At 41.0% G+C, this 18,973-nt stretch carries 17 protein-coding genes and 1 pseudogene; 14 read left to right on the top strand and 4 right to left on the bottom strand.

What is annotated here, in order from left to right; translation table 11 throughout:
• The first annotated feature begins 30 nt into the window (after nt 1-30).
• The 9 genes from FTT72_RS00190 (at nt 31) to FTT72_RS00150 (ending at nt 7,505) form a co-directional block, all read left to right on the top strand.
• Nucleotides 31-1,242: a hypothetical protein gene (locus tag FTT72_RS00190; protein WP_180177658.1), complete on the top strand. Its 1,212-nt coding sequence runs from the start codon at nt 31-33 to the stop codon at nt 1,240-1,242.
• Nucleotides 1,239-2,090 (top strand): phage BR0599 family protein, encoded by an 852-nt coding sequence (locus FTT72_RS00185; RefSeq protein WP_180177657.1) that lies wholly within the window; start codon nt 1,239-1,241, stop codon nt 2,088-2,090. Before FTT72_RS00190 ends, FTT72_RS00185 begins: the two co-directional genes overlap by 4 nt.
• Before the next feature lie 7 nt (nt 2,091-2,097).
• Nucleotides 2,098-2,331 carry a hypothetical protein gene (locus tag FTT72_RS00180; protein WP_180177656.1) on the top strand — a complete coding sequence of 78 codons (234 nt, stop codon included), beginning with the start codon at nt 2,098-2,100 and terminating at the stop codon, nt 2,329-2,331.
• A gap of 8 nt (nt 2,332-2,339) precedes the next feature.
• Nucleotides 2,340-2,516 (top strand): hypothetical protein, encoded by a 177-nt coding sequence (locus tag FTT72_RS00175; protein ID WP_225215699.1) that lies wholly within the window; start codon nt 2,340-2,342, stop codon nt 2,514-2,516.
• Complete coding sequence (locus tag FTT72_RS00170) at nt 2,503-5,454, top strand: phage tail protein (RefSeq protein ID WP_180177654.1); 2,952 nt, start codon at nt 2,503-2,505, stop codon at nt 5,452-5,454. The genes FTT72_RS00175 and FTT72_RS00170 overlap by 14 nt, the downstream gene beginning before the upstream one ends.
• 8 nt (nt 5,455-5,462) lie before the next feature.
• Entirely contained in the window at nt 5,463-6,323 is an 861-nt protein-coding gene (locus FTT72_RS00165; RefSeq protein WP_180177653.1) for a LamG-like jellyroll fold domain-containing protein, read from the top strand.
• A gap of 63 nt (nt 6,324-6,386) precedes the next feature.
• Entirely contained in the window at nt 6,387-6,644 is a 258-nt protein-coding gene (locus FTT72_RS00160; protein WP_180026358.1) for a holin, read from the top strand.
• Nucleotides 6,628-7,134, top strand: a complete 507-nt coding sequence (locus FTT72_RS00155) for a lysozyme (RefSeq protein WP_180177652.1) — start codon at nt 6,628-6,630, stop codon at nt 7,132-7,134. Before FTT72_RS00160 ends, FTT72_RS00155 begins: the two co-directional genes overlap by 17 nt.
• Complete coding sequence (locus FTT72_RS00150) at nt 7,116-7,505, top strand: hypothetical protein (protein WP_218953457.1); 390 nt, start codon at nt 7,116-7,118, stop codon at nt 7,503-7,505. The genes FTT72_RS00155 and FTT72_RS00150 overlap by 19 nt, the downstream gene beginning before the upstream one ends.
• A gap of 134 nt (nt 7,506-7,639) precedes the next feature.
• On the opposite strand, the gene FTT72_RS00145 is transcribed toward FTT72_RS00150, so the two are convergent.
• Nucleotides 7,640-8,287, bottom strand: a complete 648-nt coding sequence (locus tag FTT72_RS00145; RefSeq protein ID WP_180177651.1) for a hypothetical protein — start codon at nt 8,285-8,287, stop codon at nt 7,640-7,642.
• Complete coding sequence (locus FTT72_RS00140) at nt 8,280-8,504, bottom strand: hypothetical protein (protein WP_180177650.1); 225 nt, start codon at nt 8,502-8,504, stop codon at nt 8,280-8,282. Before FTT72_RS00140 ends, FTT72_RS00145 begins: the two co-directional genes overlap by 8 nt.
• A gap of 826 nt (nt 8,505-9,330) precedes the next feature.
• Between FTT72_RS00140 and atzF the strand changes: the two genes are divergently transcribed.
• The 5 genes and pseudogenes from atzF to FTT72_RS00115 all read left to right on the top strand — a co-directional run bounded on the left by atzF (nt 9,331) and on the right by FTT72_RS00115 (nt 16,691).
• Nucleotides 9,331-11,145 (top strand): allophanate hydrolase, encoded by a 1,815-nt coding sequence (gene atzF / locus FTT72_RS00135; protein ID WP_180177649.1) that lies wholly within the window; start codon nt 9,331-9,333, stop codon nt 11,143-11,145.
• 19 nt (nt 11,146-11,164) lie between these two features.
• Nucleotides 11,165-14,764: an urea carboxylase gene (uca, locus tag FTT72_RS00130; RefSeq protein ID WP_180173957.1), complete on the top strand. Its 3,600-nt coding sequence runs from the start codon at nt 11,165-11,167 to the stop codon at nt 14,762-14,764.
• A gap of 2 nt (nt 14,765-14,766) precedes the next feature.
• Nucleotides 14,767-15,456 carry a GntR family transcriptional regulator gene (locus FTT72_RS00125; protein WP_180107134.1) on the top strand — a complete coding sequence of 230 codons (690 nt, stop codon included), beginning with the start codon at nt 14,767-14,769 and terminating at the stop codon, nt 15,454-15,456.
• A gap of 159 nt (nt 15,457-15,615) precedes the next feature.
• Nucleotides 15,616-16,017 (top strand): annotated as a pseudogene (locus FTT72_RS16190) (guanosine-3',5'-bis(diphosphate) 3'-pyrophosphohydrolase); the annotation flags it as partial.
• A 536-nt stretch (nt 16,018-16,553) separates the two neighbouring features.
• Nucleotides 16,554-16,691 carry a hypothetical protein gene (locus FTT72_RS00115; RefSeq protein ID WP_180173956.1) on the top strand — a complete coding sequence of 46 codons (138 nt, stop codon included), beginning with the start codon at nt 16,554-16,556 and terminating at the stop codon, nt 16,689-16,691.
• Nucleotides 16,692-16,719: 28 nt separating this feature from the next.
• Here the strand turns inward: FTT72_RS00115 and FTT72_RS00110 are convergent, their stop codons facing one another.
• Both FTT72_RS00110 and FTT72_RS00105 read right to left on the bottom strand, forming a co-directional pair.
• The gene (locus FTT72_RS00110) at nt 16,720-17,415 is read right to left on the bottom strand and encodes a pirin-like bicupin family protein (protein WP_180173955.1); all 696 of its coding nucleotides are present in this window, start codon (nt 17,413-17,415) and stop codon (nt 16,720-16,722) included.
• A gap of 192 nt (nt 17,416-17,607) precedes the next feature.
• A complete protein-coding gene (locus FTT72_RS00105) occupies nt 17,608-18,828 on the bottom strand; it encodes a L,D-transpeptidase (RefSeq protein ID WP_180177648.1) in 1,221 nt (406 codons plus the stop codon).
• Nucleotides 18,829-18,973: the final 145 nt, after the last annotated feature.

Raw genomic sequence — 18,973 nt, 5'->3', positions numbered from 1 at the left:
TTCGGTGGGTTCTTTTAATAAGAGGACAAAATGAAAATACAAACCAAATATGGCGAAGTACACGTATTAACAAATTGCCCTCTGCTTGATTCTACTGAACGTCTTGAGTTTAAGACCGAGGTGCATGAATCGTTTGATGGTAGCGAAATTCGATACATTCAGCGTGATGCACCTCGTCAAGTCTTGAGCTTCAACTATGTGAATATGCGTAAAGCCATGGGTGACATGTTTCACATGCTCTATGCAAATTTGCGTAAACAGTGGGGCATTCCGTTACCACAGTTTCGACAGATTATTCCAGATCTTGAAGATAGCGACTTCATTGTCATGGATACGACAGCACACCAAGCCGACCTTAGAGTCGGTTTTATTTTGCTTGAAAGTCCAGAAGGTGCACAAGTTGCTGAGATTGTGAGTATTGGTCGATACATCATTGTGCAAGAAGAAATTCGAGATCCTGAAACACAAGAAATCATTCAAGAATTGATTACTGAATATCAGGATGGCTTCCGACTTGCAGCTAATGTGACAGCAACCAATGCTTCGATCATGCCGCTACGGATCTGCATTATTGATGGCGATGCGTCAATCAATACTGGCGGTTTTTGGTCCAACTCAAGCATAGTTTTTCGTGTGATTGCAGAGGATTCACCTGAGTTTGAAGCGGAAGTTCCAGAGCAATATCTAGGCAATGATATTTATTTCAAGCCTTTGTTGTTGGATGGCAACTCGTTAGAAATGACACTGACGCAACATCAAAACATTGTCGATGGTGATGTTGGTGGCTTTCAGGATTTTACCCATTGGGCCAAGCCACGATATTTAAAACCATTTAAGTCGTTACTACGTGACTGGAAACAATACACGGAATATCGCAAGTTTCTATTTCGTCGAATGGGGCGTTTTCAGGCATTTTGGATGCCGTTATATGAGAAGCATTTGAATATTCTCAATACTGGCAACATTACAACTTCACTCAGTACAAACACAAAGTATTTGCTTGAAGCGGATCGTAAACACATTGCAGTCAAACGCAAAGATGGCACTTGGACAGCGCACACGATTACTGCGAAAACAGGCGGTTCACTCACTGTATCGCCAGCAATCAATGCTCAACGCAGCAACATCCAAACCATTTGCTATTTAGGCCTGCATCGGCTTGATGCTGACCAGATTGAATTTCAATTTTTAGGTGCACATAAAACGCAAGTCACTGTGCCAATCGTGGAGCTTTCATCATGAAAACGAGAGCAGAACTTTATCAATTTAAGCACGGTACTCGCACGTGGTATTTCACCAATCAGCGTAAAGTAATCACACACGCAGGCACTGAATATCTGCCAATTCGCGGTCTTTCACGCACTGCGATTGAAGATGAAAGCATTGATAAGTGTGATACCGAAATTACACTTCCGCAAATGAGCTTATTGAATGCGGAAGGTGAAAACCTTGCTGCAGTATTTGCAGGGAAAATCTTTTATGGTGGTGTAACTGTCACAATCCTTGAGCTATATCAAAACGAAACGCTGGTACTGCATAAAGGCCGTGTGACGCAGCCGAAATTTGATGAAGATGCAGACACGCTAACACTGGTATGTGAAACAGGTGAATCGTACTTAAACCGCAATATTTTGACGCGCAAATTTCAGTCTTCGTGTCCAAATTCAATTTACGACCGCTGGTGTGGTTTGGATTTCGAAAAAATGTCATTTGAAGTCACAGTGACTGCGATCAATGGTTTGACAGTGAGCTTTGCTGTTGTGCCTACACAAATGATTGATGAAGAAGGTAATCCGATTTTTGAAAACGGCGCTCCAATCATGGAGACCAAAACATATTCGGCATCATGGCTGAATTTAGGTTTGTTAATGAAAGATGGTGTGCACACCTTAATCACATCGGGTGGCGGTAATTCTTTATCGCTGTATCGTCAACATGTAGGATTAAAAGTGGGTGATGTGGTGCGCGTTGCACCCGGCTGTGACCAATCTTTAAAAACCTGCCATGAAAAATTTAACAACCATATTCGCTTTGCCGGGCATCCAAACATGCCGGCAGAAAACCCATTAGAAACCCAATTGATTAAGTGAGGCGCCAGTGTTTTTATTAATTACTGCTTTAGTTAGTTTGGCGGTCGGCGTTTACACATATCTGCAAATGCGAAAAATGCAAAAAAAGAATCGCCCAAAACCAAATCAGCTTGATGGAACAATTGCTGATGAAGGTACTTCATTTAGCGACATTGCAGGCAGTCCACACATGTATGGAAACATCACGGATATTTGGGGTAAGACCACATCAACAATCAAGCAGAAAGGCGGCAAGAAATGAGAATTTATATGTCGGATATTCGAAAAGCAAAAATGTGCTCGGGCGGAACCCGGGCCTTTTTTTTGCGTCAAGGTTGGGATTGGCAAGATTTTCTTAAAAATGGCCGTGATGCTCAGGATTTCATAAACACAAAAGATGCAATGGCTTTGCAGGTGGTAGAGGTGGCGAGAAATGGGAAAAAGTAGTTCGCAGGTTGTTGGTTATCGTTACTACGCCAAATTCGCGGCTTTTATTGGTAATCGTATTGAGAAATTAATTGCTATTAATTTTGATAGTCGTGGCTGGCAAATTGGCAAGACAGTACGGGCATCACAGGGCACTGATTATATGTACATTAAAAAGCCTGGACTTTATGGCGAAAATGAAGGCGGTGTTAGCGGCATTGTGACAATAAAAACAGGCGAGCCAAATCAAACTGTTGCATGTGAGTTGGTTGATAGAAACGGAGATTTGGCTTCTGCTTATCCATACCAGTCATATCTTACATTTTCAGCAGATTTGGAGTCATTGTTTGGTGGTATTAACCCAGAATTAATGCTGGAAGAGGATCTGCTTGACTTAACGAATCTTTATGATGGTTCCGCAGGGGCGCAGATAGGTTTCTACCTCGGCAACTCAGGTTACATGAAAGAGATGTTGCTTTGGCCAAAGCGTATTCATGTGCGGAATGATGGGCGGGTGCAGTGGTATGACGAGAAGGCTGAGATTCCTAAAACCTCATATGTTAGTCGAGGATCAGAATATATGCCTTTTTCAGTCAGCATGAATACTATTTGCTATTCAAGTGCAGAAGACGGGGTTGGTTTTGGAGAGTTCACGCTCCCGATGTATGAGCAAGAAATCAGTTATGGGGTTAAGTTTTTGGGTGGAGGCTTAATTGGAAATGGGGATCCAGTTGGATCTAACCCAAGTTTATTTGCTTCAGCATCATTTATTGAAAACAAAGGTTTACCAGCAATCAGCGGTGGCACCGCAATTCCCTCTCTAGATTGGAAATACGACAATTTTCCAAAATATGATGACTATGTTTTTAACTCAAGTGCTGAGCGAAAGTTTAAGGGCAGTGGTAATTTTTACTGGGGTGGCGGAGCGTTTTCATACAAAGCTGTCACTAGTGGAAATAATGCGACTCTTCAAATAAAAAAAGAAGGAAATGTTGTTTTGTCAGTTGGAGCAAGCCTTGATCAACTAGCATGGATATATCATGAAGGGGAGTTAAATTTAGCAGCAGGGCTTTATCAGATTGAATTTGATGCCGGCGAAAGATACAGATTACATCAAGATCCAAGACCACTTATATATTTCATAGTTAAGCTTAAAGAAATAAAAGAGATTGAACATGGCGACATGAATCCAATCCACAAAATCCGCGAAATTCTCACTGATGATACAGCAATGAATAAGCCTGAATCTGATGTAAATGATATTAATTTTATGAAAGCGGCAGATCGGATTTGGAATGAAGGTCTTGGAATTTCGTGGTCGATCACTGAAAAATCATGTTTAGAGGCAATTGAGGAATTATGCGGTCACATTGAAGCCGGGGTGCGTGTAAATCGTCAAACTGGACTTTATGAAATGGTTTTGTTTCGTGACGACTGGTTTGATGAAAATGAAATCCACACGCTTGCAGTCAATAAAATCAAAAGCATGTCGCTTGAAGTTGCAAATGCTGATGAAGCAATTAATCAACTCAACGTGAGCTACTACAATCGAGATGCAATTAAAGACTCATCATTTTCGATTTCAGAAAATGCATCGATTCGAAACTTGCAAGGTCGCGTAAACGCTGAGGATGCCGACTTTCCATATTTCATGAATCAGCGGAATGCTGCCGTCGTTGCGCAATGGAAATTAAAACAGATGTCTTCACCGGTGTGGAAGGGGTCTTTCACCACTGCTGAGTACAATGCACGAAAATGGAATCGATACGACTTGCTAAAATTAGCTTGGCCACGAAAATGGCAAGGCACAATTACAGTTCGAATCATGAAAATCAATCTCGGTACTGGTGCTGATGTGTCAATTGATTTTGTAGAAGTGGTTCCGTATTCAAGTAATTTGTTATCAGATATTGCAATTGATGAACCGATTGATATTGCACCACAGCCGCCACTTCCTTGCCAGTATGAACCGTTTGAGATGCCATATTATTTAGCGGTTATGGCTCTGGGTCAGCGTCAAGTTGATGAGGAATTGAGTTATGAAAATAACTTTGGCTTAGTTGGTGTTGTAGCTAAACAACCGCAATCGAACTCTCTTTATGCTGTCATGATGACGCATGACAGCACAGAGGGCGAAGAATGGGTGCGTGCTGCAACAATTAACTATGAGCCTACCGCCGAACTTGATCAAATTATTTCGAGAACCTCAGTAAGTTTTACAGTTAAAGATATCTCTGAGATTTCAGCGTTATCTATTGGCACATTAATTAAATGTGGTAGTGATTGGATTGGAACACCTGGTGAGTGGATGGTGTTTGAAGGCGTTGATGCATATACCGGTGTTGTGAGTGTGAAGCGTGGTGCTCTTGATTCGCTGCCGCAAGACTGGGGAATAGGCACAAAACTTTATTTCTGTGGAAATGATGTTGCTTATGACTCATCAGAATATGTTGCGGGGGAAGAGGTTCTTGTCTCTGCGCTCACAACAACCCCGTCGGGCATGCTTGAAAATAAAGGTTCGATTGCGATTGAAATGAATGCGCGGGCAATTCGCCCTTATCCACCTGCTAACGTGAAAATTAATGGGAGTTACTATCCAAATGAAGTAAATGGAAATCCAATTCTTACATGGGTTAATCGCAATCGAATTCAGCAAACCGGAGGGGGTATCTTGGGCTGGTTTGATGGAGGGGTTGCTCTAGAGCCTGGGGTAACTTATCAATTAATTGTTACTACGATTGATGCATTAAATACTGAATCTGAGTTTTTAAATGTGAATGTTGGGACATTAAATAATTACACAATTGACTTATCTACCGCCCCGAGCAGTGCCAAGCAATTCAAAATTATTCTTAAATCTATCCGCGACACATATGAGTCATTGCAGTATTTTGAGCATATTTTTGTAAGACCGCTGTCAGCACCAATAAATCTAACTGCAACCTATAACGCTTTTTAGGGTGATACATGGCTAGAAATATAAAATTAGAATGGGATCAAGCCTCATTTGCGGATGAATTTATAATAGAAAGAAGAGAGGGTGGAAATGCGTGGATCCCCGTAGGTAAAACTCAAAACCTTTACTATTTTGATGTGGATGTGGATGAAGAGAGAGATTATATATATCGTGTAGCAGCCACGCGTGGCACTCAAACTATGTATAGCGGTGAGGTTTTTGTGTCAACCCATACTGTTATTATTGGAGATCCCTACTGGTCTGATGTGGTTTTTTTATCGTATGCGGATGCTGTAGAGTTTCCAAGCACAATCTTTAAAGACTCCTCGTCATTTAATAAAAGTGTTACAAAAAATGGGGGTATTCAGATTGTAGACACGGATAGATATGTTGATCTCGGATCTATTTACTTTTCTGGAGTGGCTAACCAATATTTCGGCTATTTGCCTAGTGGTTTGGGTGATGAATTCACAATTGAATTTTTTGCCAAATTCCCAACAAATCCAGCGAGTATGGCATTCGATGCTTATCTGATTAATTTAAACTCATTAAACATTATGATGGATAAAAGCAATCTTAGAATTCAGCTGGGAAATGGGGGTCGTTCTGCTGAATTAGCTATTGTACGAAATGTTTGGCAGCATTACTGCTTTATGAGAAAAGCAGGGATTGTATATTTGTTGATTGATGGTGTTAAAAAGCTGCAAATGAGTGTTGGATACAATCTAACATCAAATCACTGCTTGTTTGGTGGTGGGGCTATCTCTGATCGATCTACAAATGCTTGGATAAATTGCGTCAGGGTAACAAAAGTAGCAAGGTATTCAGAACAGGGGTTTACTCCTCCCGACTCAAAGTTCCCAGACTCATAGATCTCATACAACTATCAAGCACCCGATTGGGTGCTTTTTTATTGCCAAAAATTAGGGGGTAACATGTCCGAAACGACAGCAGCGGTGGCAGAAACATCAGCTGCAGCTTTGGGTTCAAAAGCAACAGTGACCGGTGGAGCAGCAAGCTTTGCCGGTTTTTTTATGGGCATTGATTGGATGGGGTGGGTAGGTATAGGCGTTGCCGTGTTGGGCTTGCTCATTAATGTTTATTTCTCATGGCAACGAAATCAGCGCGAAAAAGAAATTCACGAGCTTACAAAGCGAAAATTAAATGGTGAATGCAATGTCAAACAAGACTAAATATTGGACGTATGGATTAGCAGCTTCGGCTGCTTTTTTTGTGGGCTTAGAAAAGTATGAAGGTTACTCAGCAAAACCCTATAAAGATAGCGGTGGGGTTGTAACACAGGGCATTGGATCTACAACCAAACCAGATGGTAAGCCAATCAAAATGACTGATCCACCAATCACGCGCAAGACCGCACAAGAATGGGCAAAAGCGCACGTGTCTAAAGATGAGGTTGTTTTTCGAAAGTCACTTGAAGGCGTGAAGCTTTCGCAAATTGAATACGATGTGTACCTCGATTTTTCATACAACTTCGGTGCTGCGAATTGGCGCTCATCTTCAATGCTACGCAATTTGAAAGCGGGACAATATAAGCAGGCATGTAACTCATTGCTGAAATGGAAATATGTAGCTAAGCGGGACTGTTCCATTCGCTCAAATAACTGTTATGGCGTTTGGATTCGACAATTAGAGCGTCATCAAAAATGCATAGGAGTACAATAGTGCCATTACTTATTTGGAAATATAAAACATGGATCGCAATTGCGGTCTTTTTTGTTTTATACGTGGGGCAAATTGCTTATACCAATCACTTGTCTGGCAAGTTGCGTTTAGCTGGTGAGCAATGTAACGCAAAGATCCAAGAAATTGAACGAAAACACCTTAAGGCTTTGGCTGAAAAACAAAATCTAATTAATCAGGTAAGTGCAGACTATGAAACACTTAAATCAGAACAGCGCATTAAAACAGAAACAGTCACACGTGAAGTTCAAAAAATCATTGAGCGGCCTGTTTATCGCAATGACTGCTTTGATGACGACGGCGTGCAGCAACTCAACTCACTTATCGCCAGTGGTGCCAGCAAACCTCCTTGAACCTTGCGCAGAACTACAGCAATTGGAGTCAGGGCAGGGAAAAGCTTTAATGCTTTGGTCTGTTGATACGGTTGCTAAATACAATGACTGTAAGGCACGACATGGCGCAGTTGTAAAAGCCCTCATGTGAGGGCTTACTTTAGAATATCTTTAAATAATATATACCCTTTAAGGTCAGATTGAATAGATTGTGAAATGTCATCCAGTCCTGATGTAAATACTTTCCCACTTAACACAAAATCTTGGGATATTAATTTATTATCTGGACACTTAATGTAGCTATCTAAATAATCAACATGTTTACTTACCAAATTATTATAAGTCTTGATCAAGCTATTGAGCTTGGACTCTGACGACAGATTTTCAAAATATTTCAAATCAACTATTATTTCTTGATTAAACGATACCAAGGGCCCCATAGACTTATCAATATTACCAATGGAAAAGGTAACAGAGTTGCCTAACATTTGATCTAATGATTTGTTATAAGTAGCTAATAATAAATAGGATTCACTAATTTTTCTAAAAATTATTTTAGCTTCGTGTGACAAAATAGATTTATTGTGCTGCTCTTTCCAATCATGAAACAATAAAGATGCAATATAAGACGCAATAAGGGCAGCACCACCACTAAAAAAAGAGGAAACAATAGACCAAGTGTCTTTTAGTGAGTTTGATGAACCTTTAAATTCAAATAATATCCATGATGAAGCAAAACAGAAAAAACCCACAGCTACCGTAATCGCAATAACATTAATAATTTTATTTTGAATTTCACTCACTAACAATCTCCACACCTTCCCAAAATTCCCCCTTCTTTTTAGCCAAGAATATATCAGCATCTCGTTTACTCATAAAATACTTGGCTTTCTCATAATCACTAGTCCAACACCAACCCGATTGATCTACAAAATTCACTTCTGATAATTCCCAATAACCCAAATCATCTTCTTGTTTTACATAAGAGAGATACTTTTTGTTTTTCTTCATGACAATCATAGTTAGCGCCCGTATCTTAAGATGATGTGAGTATATAATTCACTAATGTGAATATCATCTGGAAAAAAACTATAAGTATGAAATGAAAATGCATAAATGAATTAAGTTGATATGCGGCAACATAGCGTCAGAATTAAATTAAAGTATTGAAATTTAATTTATTAGCTTGTCCTTGACATAGTGGCGCTCTGCAAGTTTTCCGAAAAATTATGCGTGTCGCCAGTGCTTTATAAGAAGGGATAAGAACCCAGAGCAATTTTTTTAGTGGTACATTTAGTGGTATTTATTTTCTAATAATTAAATTAATTTAATAAAAACAATTATATATATTGTTATTCTTGTGCACGCTGAGCGCACCATTTTTTAGTTTTGACTGTTTAACTAAATTTTGCGAATCAATAGCTTTTTTTATTACTACTTTTCTATTCAACCCGATCAATCTCAAAGCCCAATATTGCTTTAGCCATCATTGATGTATCTTTTTCTATATATAAAATTCAAAATATTTCTCAGTTCTTTTTATTCTAAGTTCAAAGTCATACAAAACATCTAAATTGAAATTATAAAGAGTGAAAATAGAAAGTTCACTGTATTTATATCTGCATCTAAATGAAAAGAATCTATTGAAAACACGATTATAAAAGTCATGCACCAAAATAGTGGAGCTTGGAAACTTAATAGAACACTTATCGTTTTGTATTGCCTAAATAAAATAGGGAAATGATTGTTTTTTTAATATTAAGATATTGAAAAATAATAAAAAATTAATTTTGGCATGATGTGTGCAATACAGTATTCAAACTTGGATACAAGAATGAGCACATCAATGAACTCAATAAAAACTTTAGGCTGGACTTTAGCAGAATGGAAAGCGGGCTACACGAATAACACAATTCAACTCGAAGACTTATATGCCTTGGTCGAGCAATTTGATCATGCAGATCCAGCATGGATTTCCATTGCCTCTATAGAGCAATTAACTGCGCAGATTGAAGCTTTAAAACAAATTGAGAATGCTACTGCTTTGCCTTTATTTGGTGTGCCTATCGCAGTTAAAGACAATATTGATGTGGTGGGCTTTGCGTCAACGGCTGCATTCAAATTATTTACCGAAATCAAAATTGAAGATGCCTTTGTGGTGCAACGCTTAAAACAAGCGGGTGCGATTATTGTAGGCAAAACTAATCTAGATCAATTTGCCACAGGATTGGTCGGTACACGTTCGCCATTTGGTGCAGTGCCGAATACTTTTAATTCTGACTTTGTAAGCGGTGGTTCAAGTTCAGGTTCAGGTAGTGTGGTGGCGCGCGGTTTAGTCCCGATTGCACTCGGTACAGATACTGCAGGTTCAGGACGAATCCCTGCAGCTTTCAATAATATTGTCGGTTTAAAGCCGACCAAAGGTCGCTTTTCAAATACAGGCTTATTGCCTGCCTGTAAGAGCTTAGATTGTATTTCAATTTTTGCCTTAACCGTCGCTGATGCAACTGCAGTGGCAGAAGTTATGGAAGGTTTTGATGTAACCGACAGCTATTCACGTGTGAACCCAGCAACAGCGCCTGCAAAGTTCAGCGCACAATTAAAGTTAGCCATTCCAAAACAGTTAGAATTTTTTGGCGATGCTCAATCTGCTGATGCATTTCAGCAAGCACTAACTGAATTAAAAAACTTAGGTGCAGTACTAACTGAAATTGATTTCAGTCCTTTTGCAAAATTGGCTGCACAACTGTATCAAGGGTCATGGGTAGCAGAGCGTACGGCAGCCGTAGCTGAAATTTTAGACAGCCATGCAGATGACTTTGATCCAACAGTTTTAGAAATTATTCAAAAAGGGCAGCAGTACACTGCGGTGGATGCTTATAACGCCGAATATTTAAAGCAAGATTTGGCACGCCAAATTCAGCAAACCTTAGCGCAATTTGATGCTTTAGTGGTGCCAAGTTCGCCAACCATTCACACACTGGCTGAAATGGCAGAAGCGCCAATTGAAAATAATAGCCACTTTGGCACCTATACCAACTTTACTAATTTAGCTGACCTCAGTGCCATCGCTGTACCTACAGGCTTTCGTGCCGACGGGCTGCCTTTTGGAATCACATTCATTGCGCCGGCTTGGCACGATACGGCTCTAGCAGACTTTGCAGAAAAATGGCAAAACCACCTGCAATTACCGCTGGGTGCAGTAGCTAAAACATTGCCTGACGCAGCTTCAGTCATTTCTGCACCATCAGCACAGCATTTTCGTGTTGCTGTTGTAGGCGCACATCTCACAGGTATGCCACTCAATTTCCAACTGACAACACGCCAAGCCGTGCATGTTGAAACCACAACGACTTCTGCCGATTACGCCCTCTATGCACTGCCGGGCACAGTACCGCCGAAACCAGGTTTAGCGCGTCAGGAAGCGGGTCAAAAAATTATTGTCGAGCTTTGGGATATTCCAAAAGCACGCTTTGGTGAATTTGTCGCCGAAATTCCAACACCACTAGGTATGGGCAATGTCGAGCTTGCCGATGGACGTTGGGTGAAAGGCTTTATTTGTGAACCTTATGGCCTAAACGGTGCAAAAAATATCAGTGAATTTGGCGGCTGGCGCGCTTATATCCAATCACTGCAAGCAACAACAGCAAAATCAAATTAAAAAAATCGGGGAAATAATCATGTTTAAAACAGTTTTAATTGCAAACCGTGGTGAAATTGCTGTTCGTGCGATTCGTACATTAAAGAAACTCGGTGTTCAGTCAGTTGCCGTGTATTCAGAGACAGACCGTTATGCACAACATGTCTTAGATGCAGATGTGTCAGTTTCACTTGAAGGTGTTAAACCTGCAGAGACTTATTTAAGTATTGAAAAACTGATTCAAGCAGCCAAACAAACCGGTGCTGAAGCTATTTTTCCTGGTTATGGCTTTTTGTCAGAGAGTGCTGACTTTGCCCGTGCATGTGAGGAAAATGGTATCGCCTTTATGGGGCCAACGGCTGAACAAATTTTAGAATTTGGTTTGAAGCATCGTGCGCGTGAATTGGCTGCTGCAGCCAATGTGCCTATGACACCGGGCACAGGTTTATTGGCAAGTTTAGATGAAGCACTCGCATCTGCGGCAGAGATTGGCTATCCCGTCATGCTGAAAAGCACCGCGGGTGGTGGCGGGATTGGTTTAACCCGGTGTGATGATGAGCAATCATTAAAAGATGCGTATGAAAGTGTAAAGCGTCTAGGCGAGCAGTTCTTTAAAGATGCGGGCGTGTTTCTCGAACGTTTTGTCGATAAAGCTCGTCATGTCGAAGTACAAATTTTTGGTGATGGTTTAGGTCAAGTCGCTGCTTTTGGTGAGCGTGACTGTTCCTTGCAGCGCCGTAACCAAAAAGTGGTGGAGGAAACACCAGCACCGCATTTACCAGAAGCAACACGTCAAAAATTGCACCGTGCTGCCGTAGAGCTCGGTCAATTGGTGAAATACCGCAGCGCAGGCACAGTTGAGTTTATCTATGATGCTGCCCGTGATGAAGTGTATTTCCTTGAAGTGAATACCCGTTTGCAGGTTGAACACCCAGTCACTGAAATGGTGACAGGATTAGATCTGATTGAATGCATGCTTAAAGTGGCGGCAGGTGATGCTCTGGACTGGGAAAAACTCAGCAATATTCAGCCCAATGGTGCTGCCATTGAAGTGCGAATTTATGCGGAAGATCCAGTGAAAAACTTCCAGCCAAGTCCGGGTGTACTCACAGATGTGTATTTCCCTGAAGATATTCGTGTGGATACTTGGGTGTCTACAGGGACTGAAATTTCACAATATTTTGACCCGATGATTGCCAAAATTATTGTGCATGCTGCAGACCGAGACAGTGCGATTGCTAAGTTAAAAATAGCCTTGGCGGAAACCCGCTTGAATGGCATCAGCACCAACTTAGACTATGCACATACCGTAGTATCAGATGCACGCTTTGAAAATATGCAAATCTGGACACGTCTACTGGATGATTTTAAATATGTGCCAAATGTGATTGAGGTGCTGCAACCAGGTACACAAAGTACGATTCAGGATTATCCGGGGCGTGTGGGCTATTGGGATATTGGTGTACCACCATCAGGCCCGATGGATGATTATGCATTTCAGTTGGCCAATCAAATTGTCGGTAATCCAAAATCGGCAGCAGGCTTTGAGTTTACCTTACAAGGGCCGAGTCTAAAATTTCATGCAGACAACATTGTAGCCCTTGCAGGTGCGCCATGTAGCGCGACTCTAGATGGTGTGAATGTCGATTTTTGGCAACCGATCAGCATCAAAGCAGGGCAAACATTAGTACTTGGACAAGTTGAGTCGGGTTGCCGTACTTATCTTGCGATCCGTAACGGGCTAAATGTACCTGAATATCTAGGCAGCCGCTCAACCTTTGCATTGGGTAATTTTGGCGGTCATGCAGGGCGAGTGCTGCGTGCAGGTGACATGATTAAAATGGTCAATCCAAGCTTGCCTTTAGATGGATTGGAAATTGCAACAGCAGCACCGCAAGCTTTAGCTGCAGACCGTATTCCAAGCTATGGCAAAGAATGGAAAATTGGTGTGCTCTATGGCCCGCATGGCGCACCAGATTTCTTTAAACCTGAATATATTGAAGAATTTTTTGCTTCAACATGGAGTGTGCACTTTAACTCAAACCGTTTAGGTATTCGCCTAACTGGCCCGACACCAAGCTGGGCACGTGAAAATGGCGGTGAAGCAGGTTTGCATCCATCCAATGTGCATGATTGCGAATATGCCATTGGAGCAATTAACTTCACTGGAGATTTCCCAGTGATTTTGGCGAAAGATGGCCCAAGCCTCGGTGGCTTTGTTTGCCCAGTGACGATTGCCAAAGCAGAACTTTGGAAGATTGGTCAACTTAAGGCGGATGACAGCATCAGTTTCTATCCGATGAGTGTGGAACAAGCCAATGTCTTGGAAGCTCAGCAAATTGCCGATATCCAAAACTTTGCTCAAGCACCTGAAAACTCAGAGGTGGCAAATTTTGAATGTAAGCCTGAAGGGATATTGGCTGTGCGTGAAGCTGATGCACATGCGCCAAAAGCGGTGTACCGTCAGGCAGGTGACAGTTACATCTTGCTTGAATATGGCGAAAACGTCCTCGATTTGGCTTTACGCTTACGTGTCTATCGTTTGATGCAGCTGATTCGTGAAGCGAACATTGATGGCATCTTAGAGCTTTCTCCAGGTGTGCGTTCACTGCAAATTAAATATGATGGATTGCGTTTCAGCCAAGCGAATTTGATCCAGTTTTTATTGGGACTCGAAAATGAGATGGGCGATTTGAGCCAAATCAAAATTCCATCACGAATTATTCACTTGCCGATGACATTTGAGGATTCGGCCACTTTAGGGGCTGTAGAACGTTATCAAGAAAGTGTCTGTGCAAAAGCGCCTTGGTTGCCAAATAACGTCGATTTCATTCAGCGCATTAATGGCTTAGACAGCCGTGAGCAAGTCAAAGACATCATTTTCGATGCCAATTACTTGATTTTAGGTTTGGGCGATGTGTATTTAACTGCACCTTGTGCTGTGCCAATTGATCCACGCCATCGTTTACTCAGCTCGAAATATAACCCTGCACGTACGTTTACCGCAGAAGGCACAGTTGGTATTGGTGGAATGTACATGTGTATCTATGGCATGGACTCACCAGGCGGTTATCAATTGATTGGTCGTACCTTGCCTATTTGGAATAAGTTTAAAAAGAACAAGCAGTTTAGCGATCAGCAATGGTTCTTACGTTTCTTTGACCAAATTAAATATTATGAAGTGACTGAAGCTGAACTTGATCAATTTCGTGCTGACTTTGCCAATGGTGTGGCTGAAATCAAAATTGAAGAAACAGAGTTTGATTTTGCAGCTTATCAAGCCTTTTTAGAAACAGAGAAAGACAGTATTGCCGAATTTAAAGCACAGCAGCAGCAGGCATTTACAACTGAAGTTGAACGCTGGAAAGATGAGTTCGATGCACCTGCGGAAATGGAAATCCTGCAAGATGATACCGACTATAGCCAATTTGCAGCCTTGAATGCATCGATGACCGGCAACATTTGGAAAATTTTTGTCGAAGCTGGACAGTCTGTGAAGAAAGGTGAGACTGTAGCCATTATTGAAGCGATGAAAATGGAGCTTCCAGTCTATGCCGATGATGATGGTATCGTGAAAGCGATTATCTGCCGTGCAGGACAAACGGTACATAGCGGTGAACCGCTGGTTTATATGGAATAAACATGACCACAACCACCATTGTTGGGAAAAGCTCAGACAACTTGTCTGAGCTGGTTTTCCAAAAAATAAAAAACGATATTTTTGATTTCCAGCTCAAACCGGGCGCACGTTTTACCGAATCTGAAATTGCTGAATTGTATGAAGTAAGCCGTACACCCGTACGGCAGGCTTTATACCGTTTACAGCAAGATGGCTATGTAAGGGTGCATTTTCGTAGCGGTTGGGAGGTGAAGCCACTCAATTTTAAAGCCTATGAAGAACTCTATGATTTACGGATTTTGCTGGAATGCTATGCCATTGAGCAGCTCTGCAAAATGGAAACAGAACAACTCAAACAGGCTTTACAGACATTGGTGAATTTGTGGTGTATTCAGCCCGAACAGTTTTTGCATGATTTAAAAACTTTATCGATGCAAGATGAAGCATTTCACTGTCAATTGGTTGAGGCAATCGGTAATAGTGAAATGGCGAAAGTGCATCGGGATGTGAGTGAAAAAATCCGTATTATTCGACGTTTAGATTTTTCTAAAGATTATCGAATTGAAGCCACTTATGCAGAGCATCAACAGATTTTACAATTGATCCTTGGACATAACGTGACAGCGGCATTGGAGAAAATGCGCAGCCATATTCAGCAAAGTAAAGAAGAGGTGAAAAAAATTACTTTGGAAATGTTGGCGCGAATGGCATAGAAGTATTTGCAAAAGATCTACCTCATGGAAAGTCTTGGAAAATATGCATTTTACGAGTCAATCTGTGTCGTTCAGGTCGCGCTTAGAGCTACTAATATCTATATTCATTGGTTAATATGATGGAGCAAAATAAAAAAAACCACGAAGGGGAGGTTCTATATTTCAACTTTAGAAAACGCGATTTCTTTGGCGACTGAACGCCATTTCGGACAAGTCGATAAAGCGGGACAAGCCTATATTCAGCATCCACTTCGTGTGATGCAAAATGTGCAGCATCTTGATGCTAAAATCGTCGCTGTATTACATGACATTTTAGAAGATACTGCGACAACGACGGATGAGCTTAGTGCTATGGGTTTTCAAGCGCATATTATTGACGCGATACTGGCACTGACTAAAACAGCAGGTGAGAACCGATTTCAAGCTGCGCAGCGTACCGCTAAAAATGCAATTGCTTGTGAAGTAAAACTCAGTGATTTGTATGACAATATGGATTTATCTCGCCTAACAACGGTCACAGCAAAAGATCGACGTCGTTATCATCAATATTTAAAAGTTAAACGTAGATTAGAGCGTGCTCGGAGCGTCCATTTACATCTGATCGATTTAAATCTAACAACAGATTATCCGAGATTGCAATTTCAAAGTTCACAGCAAAATTTTCAATATCTGCTCAATGCGATGTTTGATCTTCAGCATTCATTAGGTGGCATTCAGATTGGAAGTCCACAGGAGTGGTGGATTTTATTTGAAGATGTCAGTGCATATTTTGCATATTGCCAAAGAAAGGGAGTGGTTCCTAACCAAGCAACGTTCTTCGATTTAATTTTAAACACAGATCGGGACTATTTCGGTGGCATCTTTCAATCTGAACAAGATCGGCAATTATTTTTCTCTATGTTTAACGTCTTTATGCAAAATCATTTTTATCGCGTGGAAACTGAAGGCTGATTAGATAGATTGCATCAGCAATAGAATAAAATCACCTTTGATTGATGAATTTTATCTAGATAATTAGATGCTGAGTGTCATTTAAGAATATCTCGAAATGCTTAATTTCGAGATGTTTAAAGTGATTCCATCCATTGACATCTCCAATGAAGCATGATGCCATGCTTGCTGAACCTTATGCCTCAATCCTACATGACATCATGGTGGCTGCAGGGTTTATCATTCCAACTTTGGTGTTGATGTGGTTGTATAAACGCAGTGAACGCCTTAGCCAAGCTGGATAAAAAAGCCCTCACATTTGAGGGCTTTTAATTATTTTACTTCGGGTAAATCAAACCAAATCACTTGAGCATCTTCAAGCGCTTCAATTTGGCTATCTTCTAAGAACGCAATTGCACCACCAGCTTCAACTTTATGTTCAGCAATTTGCACTGAACCTGAAATAACATGGATATAGTTGATATGCTGCGTTGCATGGATATCTAAAGCTTGACCTTTCGTCAAAAATGCAGATTTAACTTCCGCTTGCTGGCGAATATGCATAGCTGCATTGTCATTTGGACCGACAATTAAATGCCATTGATTGGGTTGATCGCGTGGATCACATTTAATTTGTTGATAGGTCGGTTCAGCATCACGTTCATTTGGAACGATCCAAATTTGTAGTAAATGTACATCTTCATCACCTTGGTTCATTTCGCTATGACGCACACCTGTACCTGCGCTCATCAGCTGCCATTCACCCGCAGAAATGCCACCATGGTTGCCCATGCTGTCTTTATGCGTAATGGTACCTTTTAACACACAGGTCAAAATTTCCATGTTGTCATGTGGGTGTTGACCAAAACCTTCATGTGCTGCAATTAAGTCATCATTAATTACACGAAGCGCACTAACGCCCATGTATTTCGGGTCATACCAGTTACCAAAAGAAAAGCTGTGTTTAGACTCAAGCCAGCCCATTTTTACGTGACCACGGTTTTCACTTGGATGTAAAAAAGCATTCATGGCATTCATCCTTATCTTAATTATTGAACATATGCCTATTTTAGGATTGAACTAAATAGTGATATATAGTTTTTTAGCGACAATTCATCCTATTTTTGCAACGATCATTCATGATTGAGTCTTTTGTTATGCATGAATGCACAGCTATAAAAAAAGCCTGCACGAAGCAGGCTTTTTTAAATGTGACTAAAATTATTCTAAGAATTTAACAGTCACACCAGATTTCACTTTCTTACCTAAGTCATTTGCATCCCAGTTGGTCAAACGAATACAACCGTGTGACGCAGTTTTAGAGATAGCAGATGGGTTCGGTGTACCGTGAATACCGAATGATTTTTTGCTCAAGCCAATCCAGATATTACCAACAGGACCATTTGGACCAGGTGGTAATGAAAGTGGTTTTTTGTTGTTGCCTTGAACAAAGTTAGACGGTGAGTAGCTGTACCAAGGGTTTGGTGCAACACCTGTGACTTTGTAAGTACCTGTAGGCGATGGAGTATCTGAACTACCAATCGTTGCAGGGAATGAACCGATCATTTGGTTGCGGCTATTAAACAAGTAAAGTTGTTTCGCGCCTTTATGTGCAACGATCAGGTGAATATCTTCAGGAACTTCGTTACGAATATTCGCAACTAAGATTTTTTCACCAGCTTTTTTAAATGTCGCTTTTGGATTCAACTTTTTCAAAAAGTCTTCATCCATGTGGAATTTTTCACCCAACATTTCAGTTACACGTGTGTAGTACAAGCCTTTCATTTTTGCTTGTAGTGCATAGTCGTGTGGAATCGATGCTGCATAAGGACCTTTCAAGTCTGCGTCAGTCAACGTATATTCAATAAATGCAGGTTTAGAACTTTGTTTTGCAATCAACGCATCCCAAGTTTCTTTGGTTAAAGTCCCTGTAGGTTTCAAGCTATTCATTTGTTGGAATGAAGCGATCGCCTTTAAGGTATTTTTACCACTGGTACCATCAATTGCACCCGGTGAAGCATGTGCATTATTGAGCATGACATGCGCACGTGCATAAACAGGGAACTGACCTTTACCAATGTTGTCATACCACTGTGCATTATTTAGGTCATTTAAACCCCAAGCAACTTTGGCAGCAGGCGAAGTTGATGTTGGAGTTGTAGCAGTCGATGTAGCAGGTGCAGCACCGATGTCGGCTTTAACATCTTCTGATTGTTGCAGGCTGTCTAAAGTTTGCGATGCTTGGTTCAGATCTTCTTGTTCTTGAGCGCTAATCTGGCTAGTTGCAGATGAAGCTTCAGTCGCTAACGGATCAATGGGATCCTGAACTGCAACATTAGTCACTTTTTTTGGCGTTAATGGTTGTTCAGCAGTAGATGCGGCAATAGCTGTACCAGCAAATATGCAACTTAGGCTCAGTGCGAGCATGGTGCGAACGAACATGTAATTCAACCTTAAGAATTATTCATTTACTGTGTATTAAAAACTGGCTAAGTATTACAGAAAAAAAGTGAAGATGCAGTAGTTGTTTTGTGTAAATATCATTTTTGGCACTCAACATGATCGGTTTTTAAATGCTTGAGAAGTT

This window comes from Acinetobacter sp. YH01005, assembly GCF_013420465.1.
GTDB lineage: Bacteria > Pseudomonadota > Gammaproteobacteria > Pseudomonadales > Moraxellaceae > Acinetobacter > Acinetobacter amyesii.
This window is presented reverse-complemented; position numbering and strand designations above follow the sequence as displayed.

Excerpts from the sequence above, each read along its gene's own strand:
- FTT72_RS00125 (WP_180107134.1), top strand. The coding sequence starts at position 14,767 with ATGACCACAACCACCATTGTTGGGAAAAGCTCAGACAACTTGTCTGAG.
- FTT72_RS00115 (WP_180173956.1), top strand. The coding sequence starts at position 16,554 with ATGAAGCATGATGCCATGCTTGCTGAACCTTATGCCTCAATCCTACAT.
- FTT72_RS00105 (WP_180177648.1), bottom strand. The coding sequence starts at position 18,828 with ATGTTCGTTCGCACCATGCTCGCACTGAGCCTAAGTTGCATATTTGCT.
- FTT72_RS00155 (WP_180177652.1), top strand. The coding sequence starts at position 6,628 with ATGTCAAACAAGACTAAATATTGGACGTATGGATTAGCAGCTTCGGCT.
- FTT72_RS00185 (WP_180177657.1), top strand. The coding sequence starts at position 1,239 with ATGAAAACGAGAGCAGAACTTTATCAATTTAAGCACGGTACTCGCACG.
- uca (WP_180173957.1), top strand. The coding sequence starts at position 11,165 with ATGTTTAAAACAGTTTTAATTGCAAACCGTGGTGAAATTGCTGTTCGT.
- FTT72_RS00190 (WP_180177658.1), top strand. The coding sequence starts at position 31 with ATGAAAATACAAACCAAATATGGCGAAGTACACGTATTAACAAATTGC.
- FTT72_RS00170 (WP_180177654.1), top strand. The coding sequence starts at position 2,503 with ATGGGAAAAAGTAGTTCGCAGGTTGTTGGTTATCGTTACTACGCCAAA.
- FTT72_RS00165 (WP_180177653.1), top strand. The coding sequence starts at position 5,463 with ATGGCTAGAAATATAAAATTAGAATGGGATCAAGCCTCATTTGCGGAT.
- FTT72_RS00175 (WP_225215699.1), top strand. The coding sequence starts at position 2,340 with ATGTCGGATATTCGAAAAGCAAAAATGTGCTCGGGCGGAACCCGGGCC.
- FTT72_RS00160 (WP_180026358.1), top strand. The coding sequence starts at position 6,387 with ATGTCCGAAACGACAGCAGCGGTGGCAGAAACATCAGCTGCAGCTTTG.
- FTT72_RS00150 (WP_218953457.1), top strand. The coding sequence starts at position 7,116 with ATGCATAGGAGTACAATAGTGCCATTACTTATTTGGAAATATAAAACA.
- atzF (WP_180177649.1), top strand. The coding sequence starts at position 9,331 with ATGAACTCAATAAAAACTTTAGGCTGGACTTTAGCAGAATGGAAAGCG.
- FTT72_RS00110 (WP_180173955.1), bottom strand. The coding sequence starts at position 17,415 with ATGAATGCTTTTTTACATCCAAGTGAAAACCGTGGTCACGTAAAAATG.
- FTT72_RS00140 (WP_180177650.1), bottom strand. The coding sequence starts at position 8,504 with ATGATTGTCATGAAGAAAAACAAAAAGTATCTCTCTTATGTAAAACAA.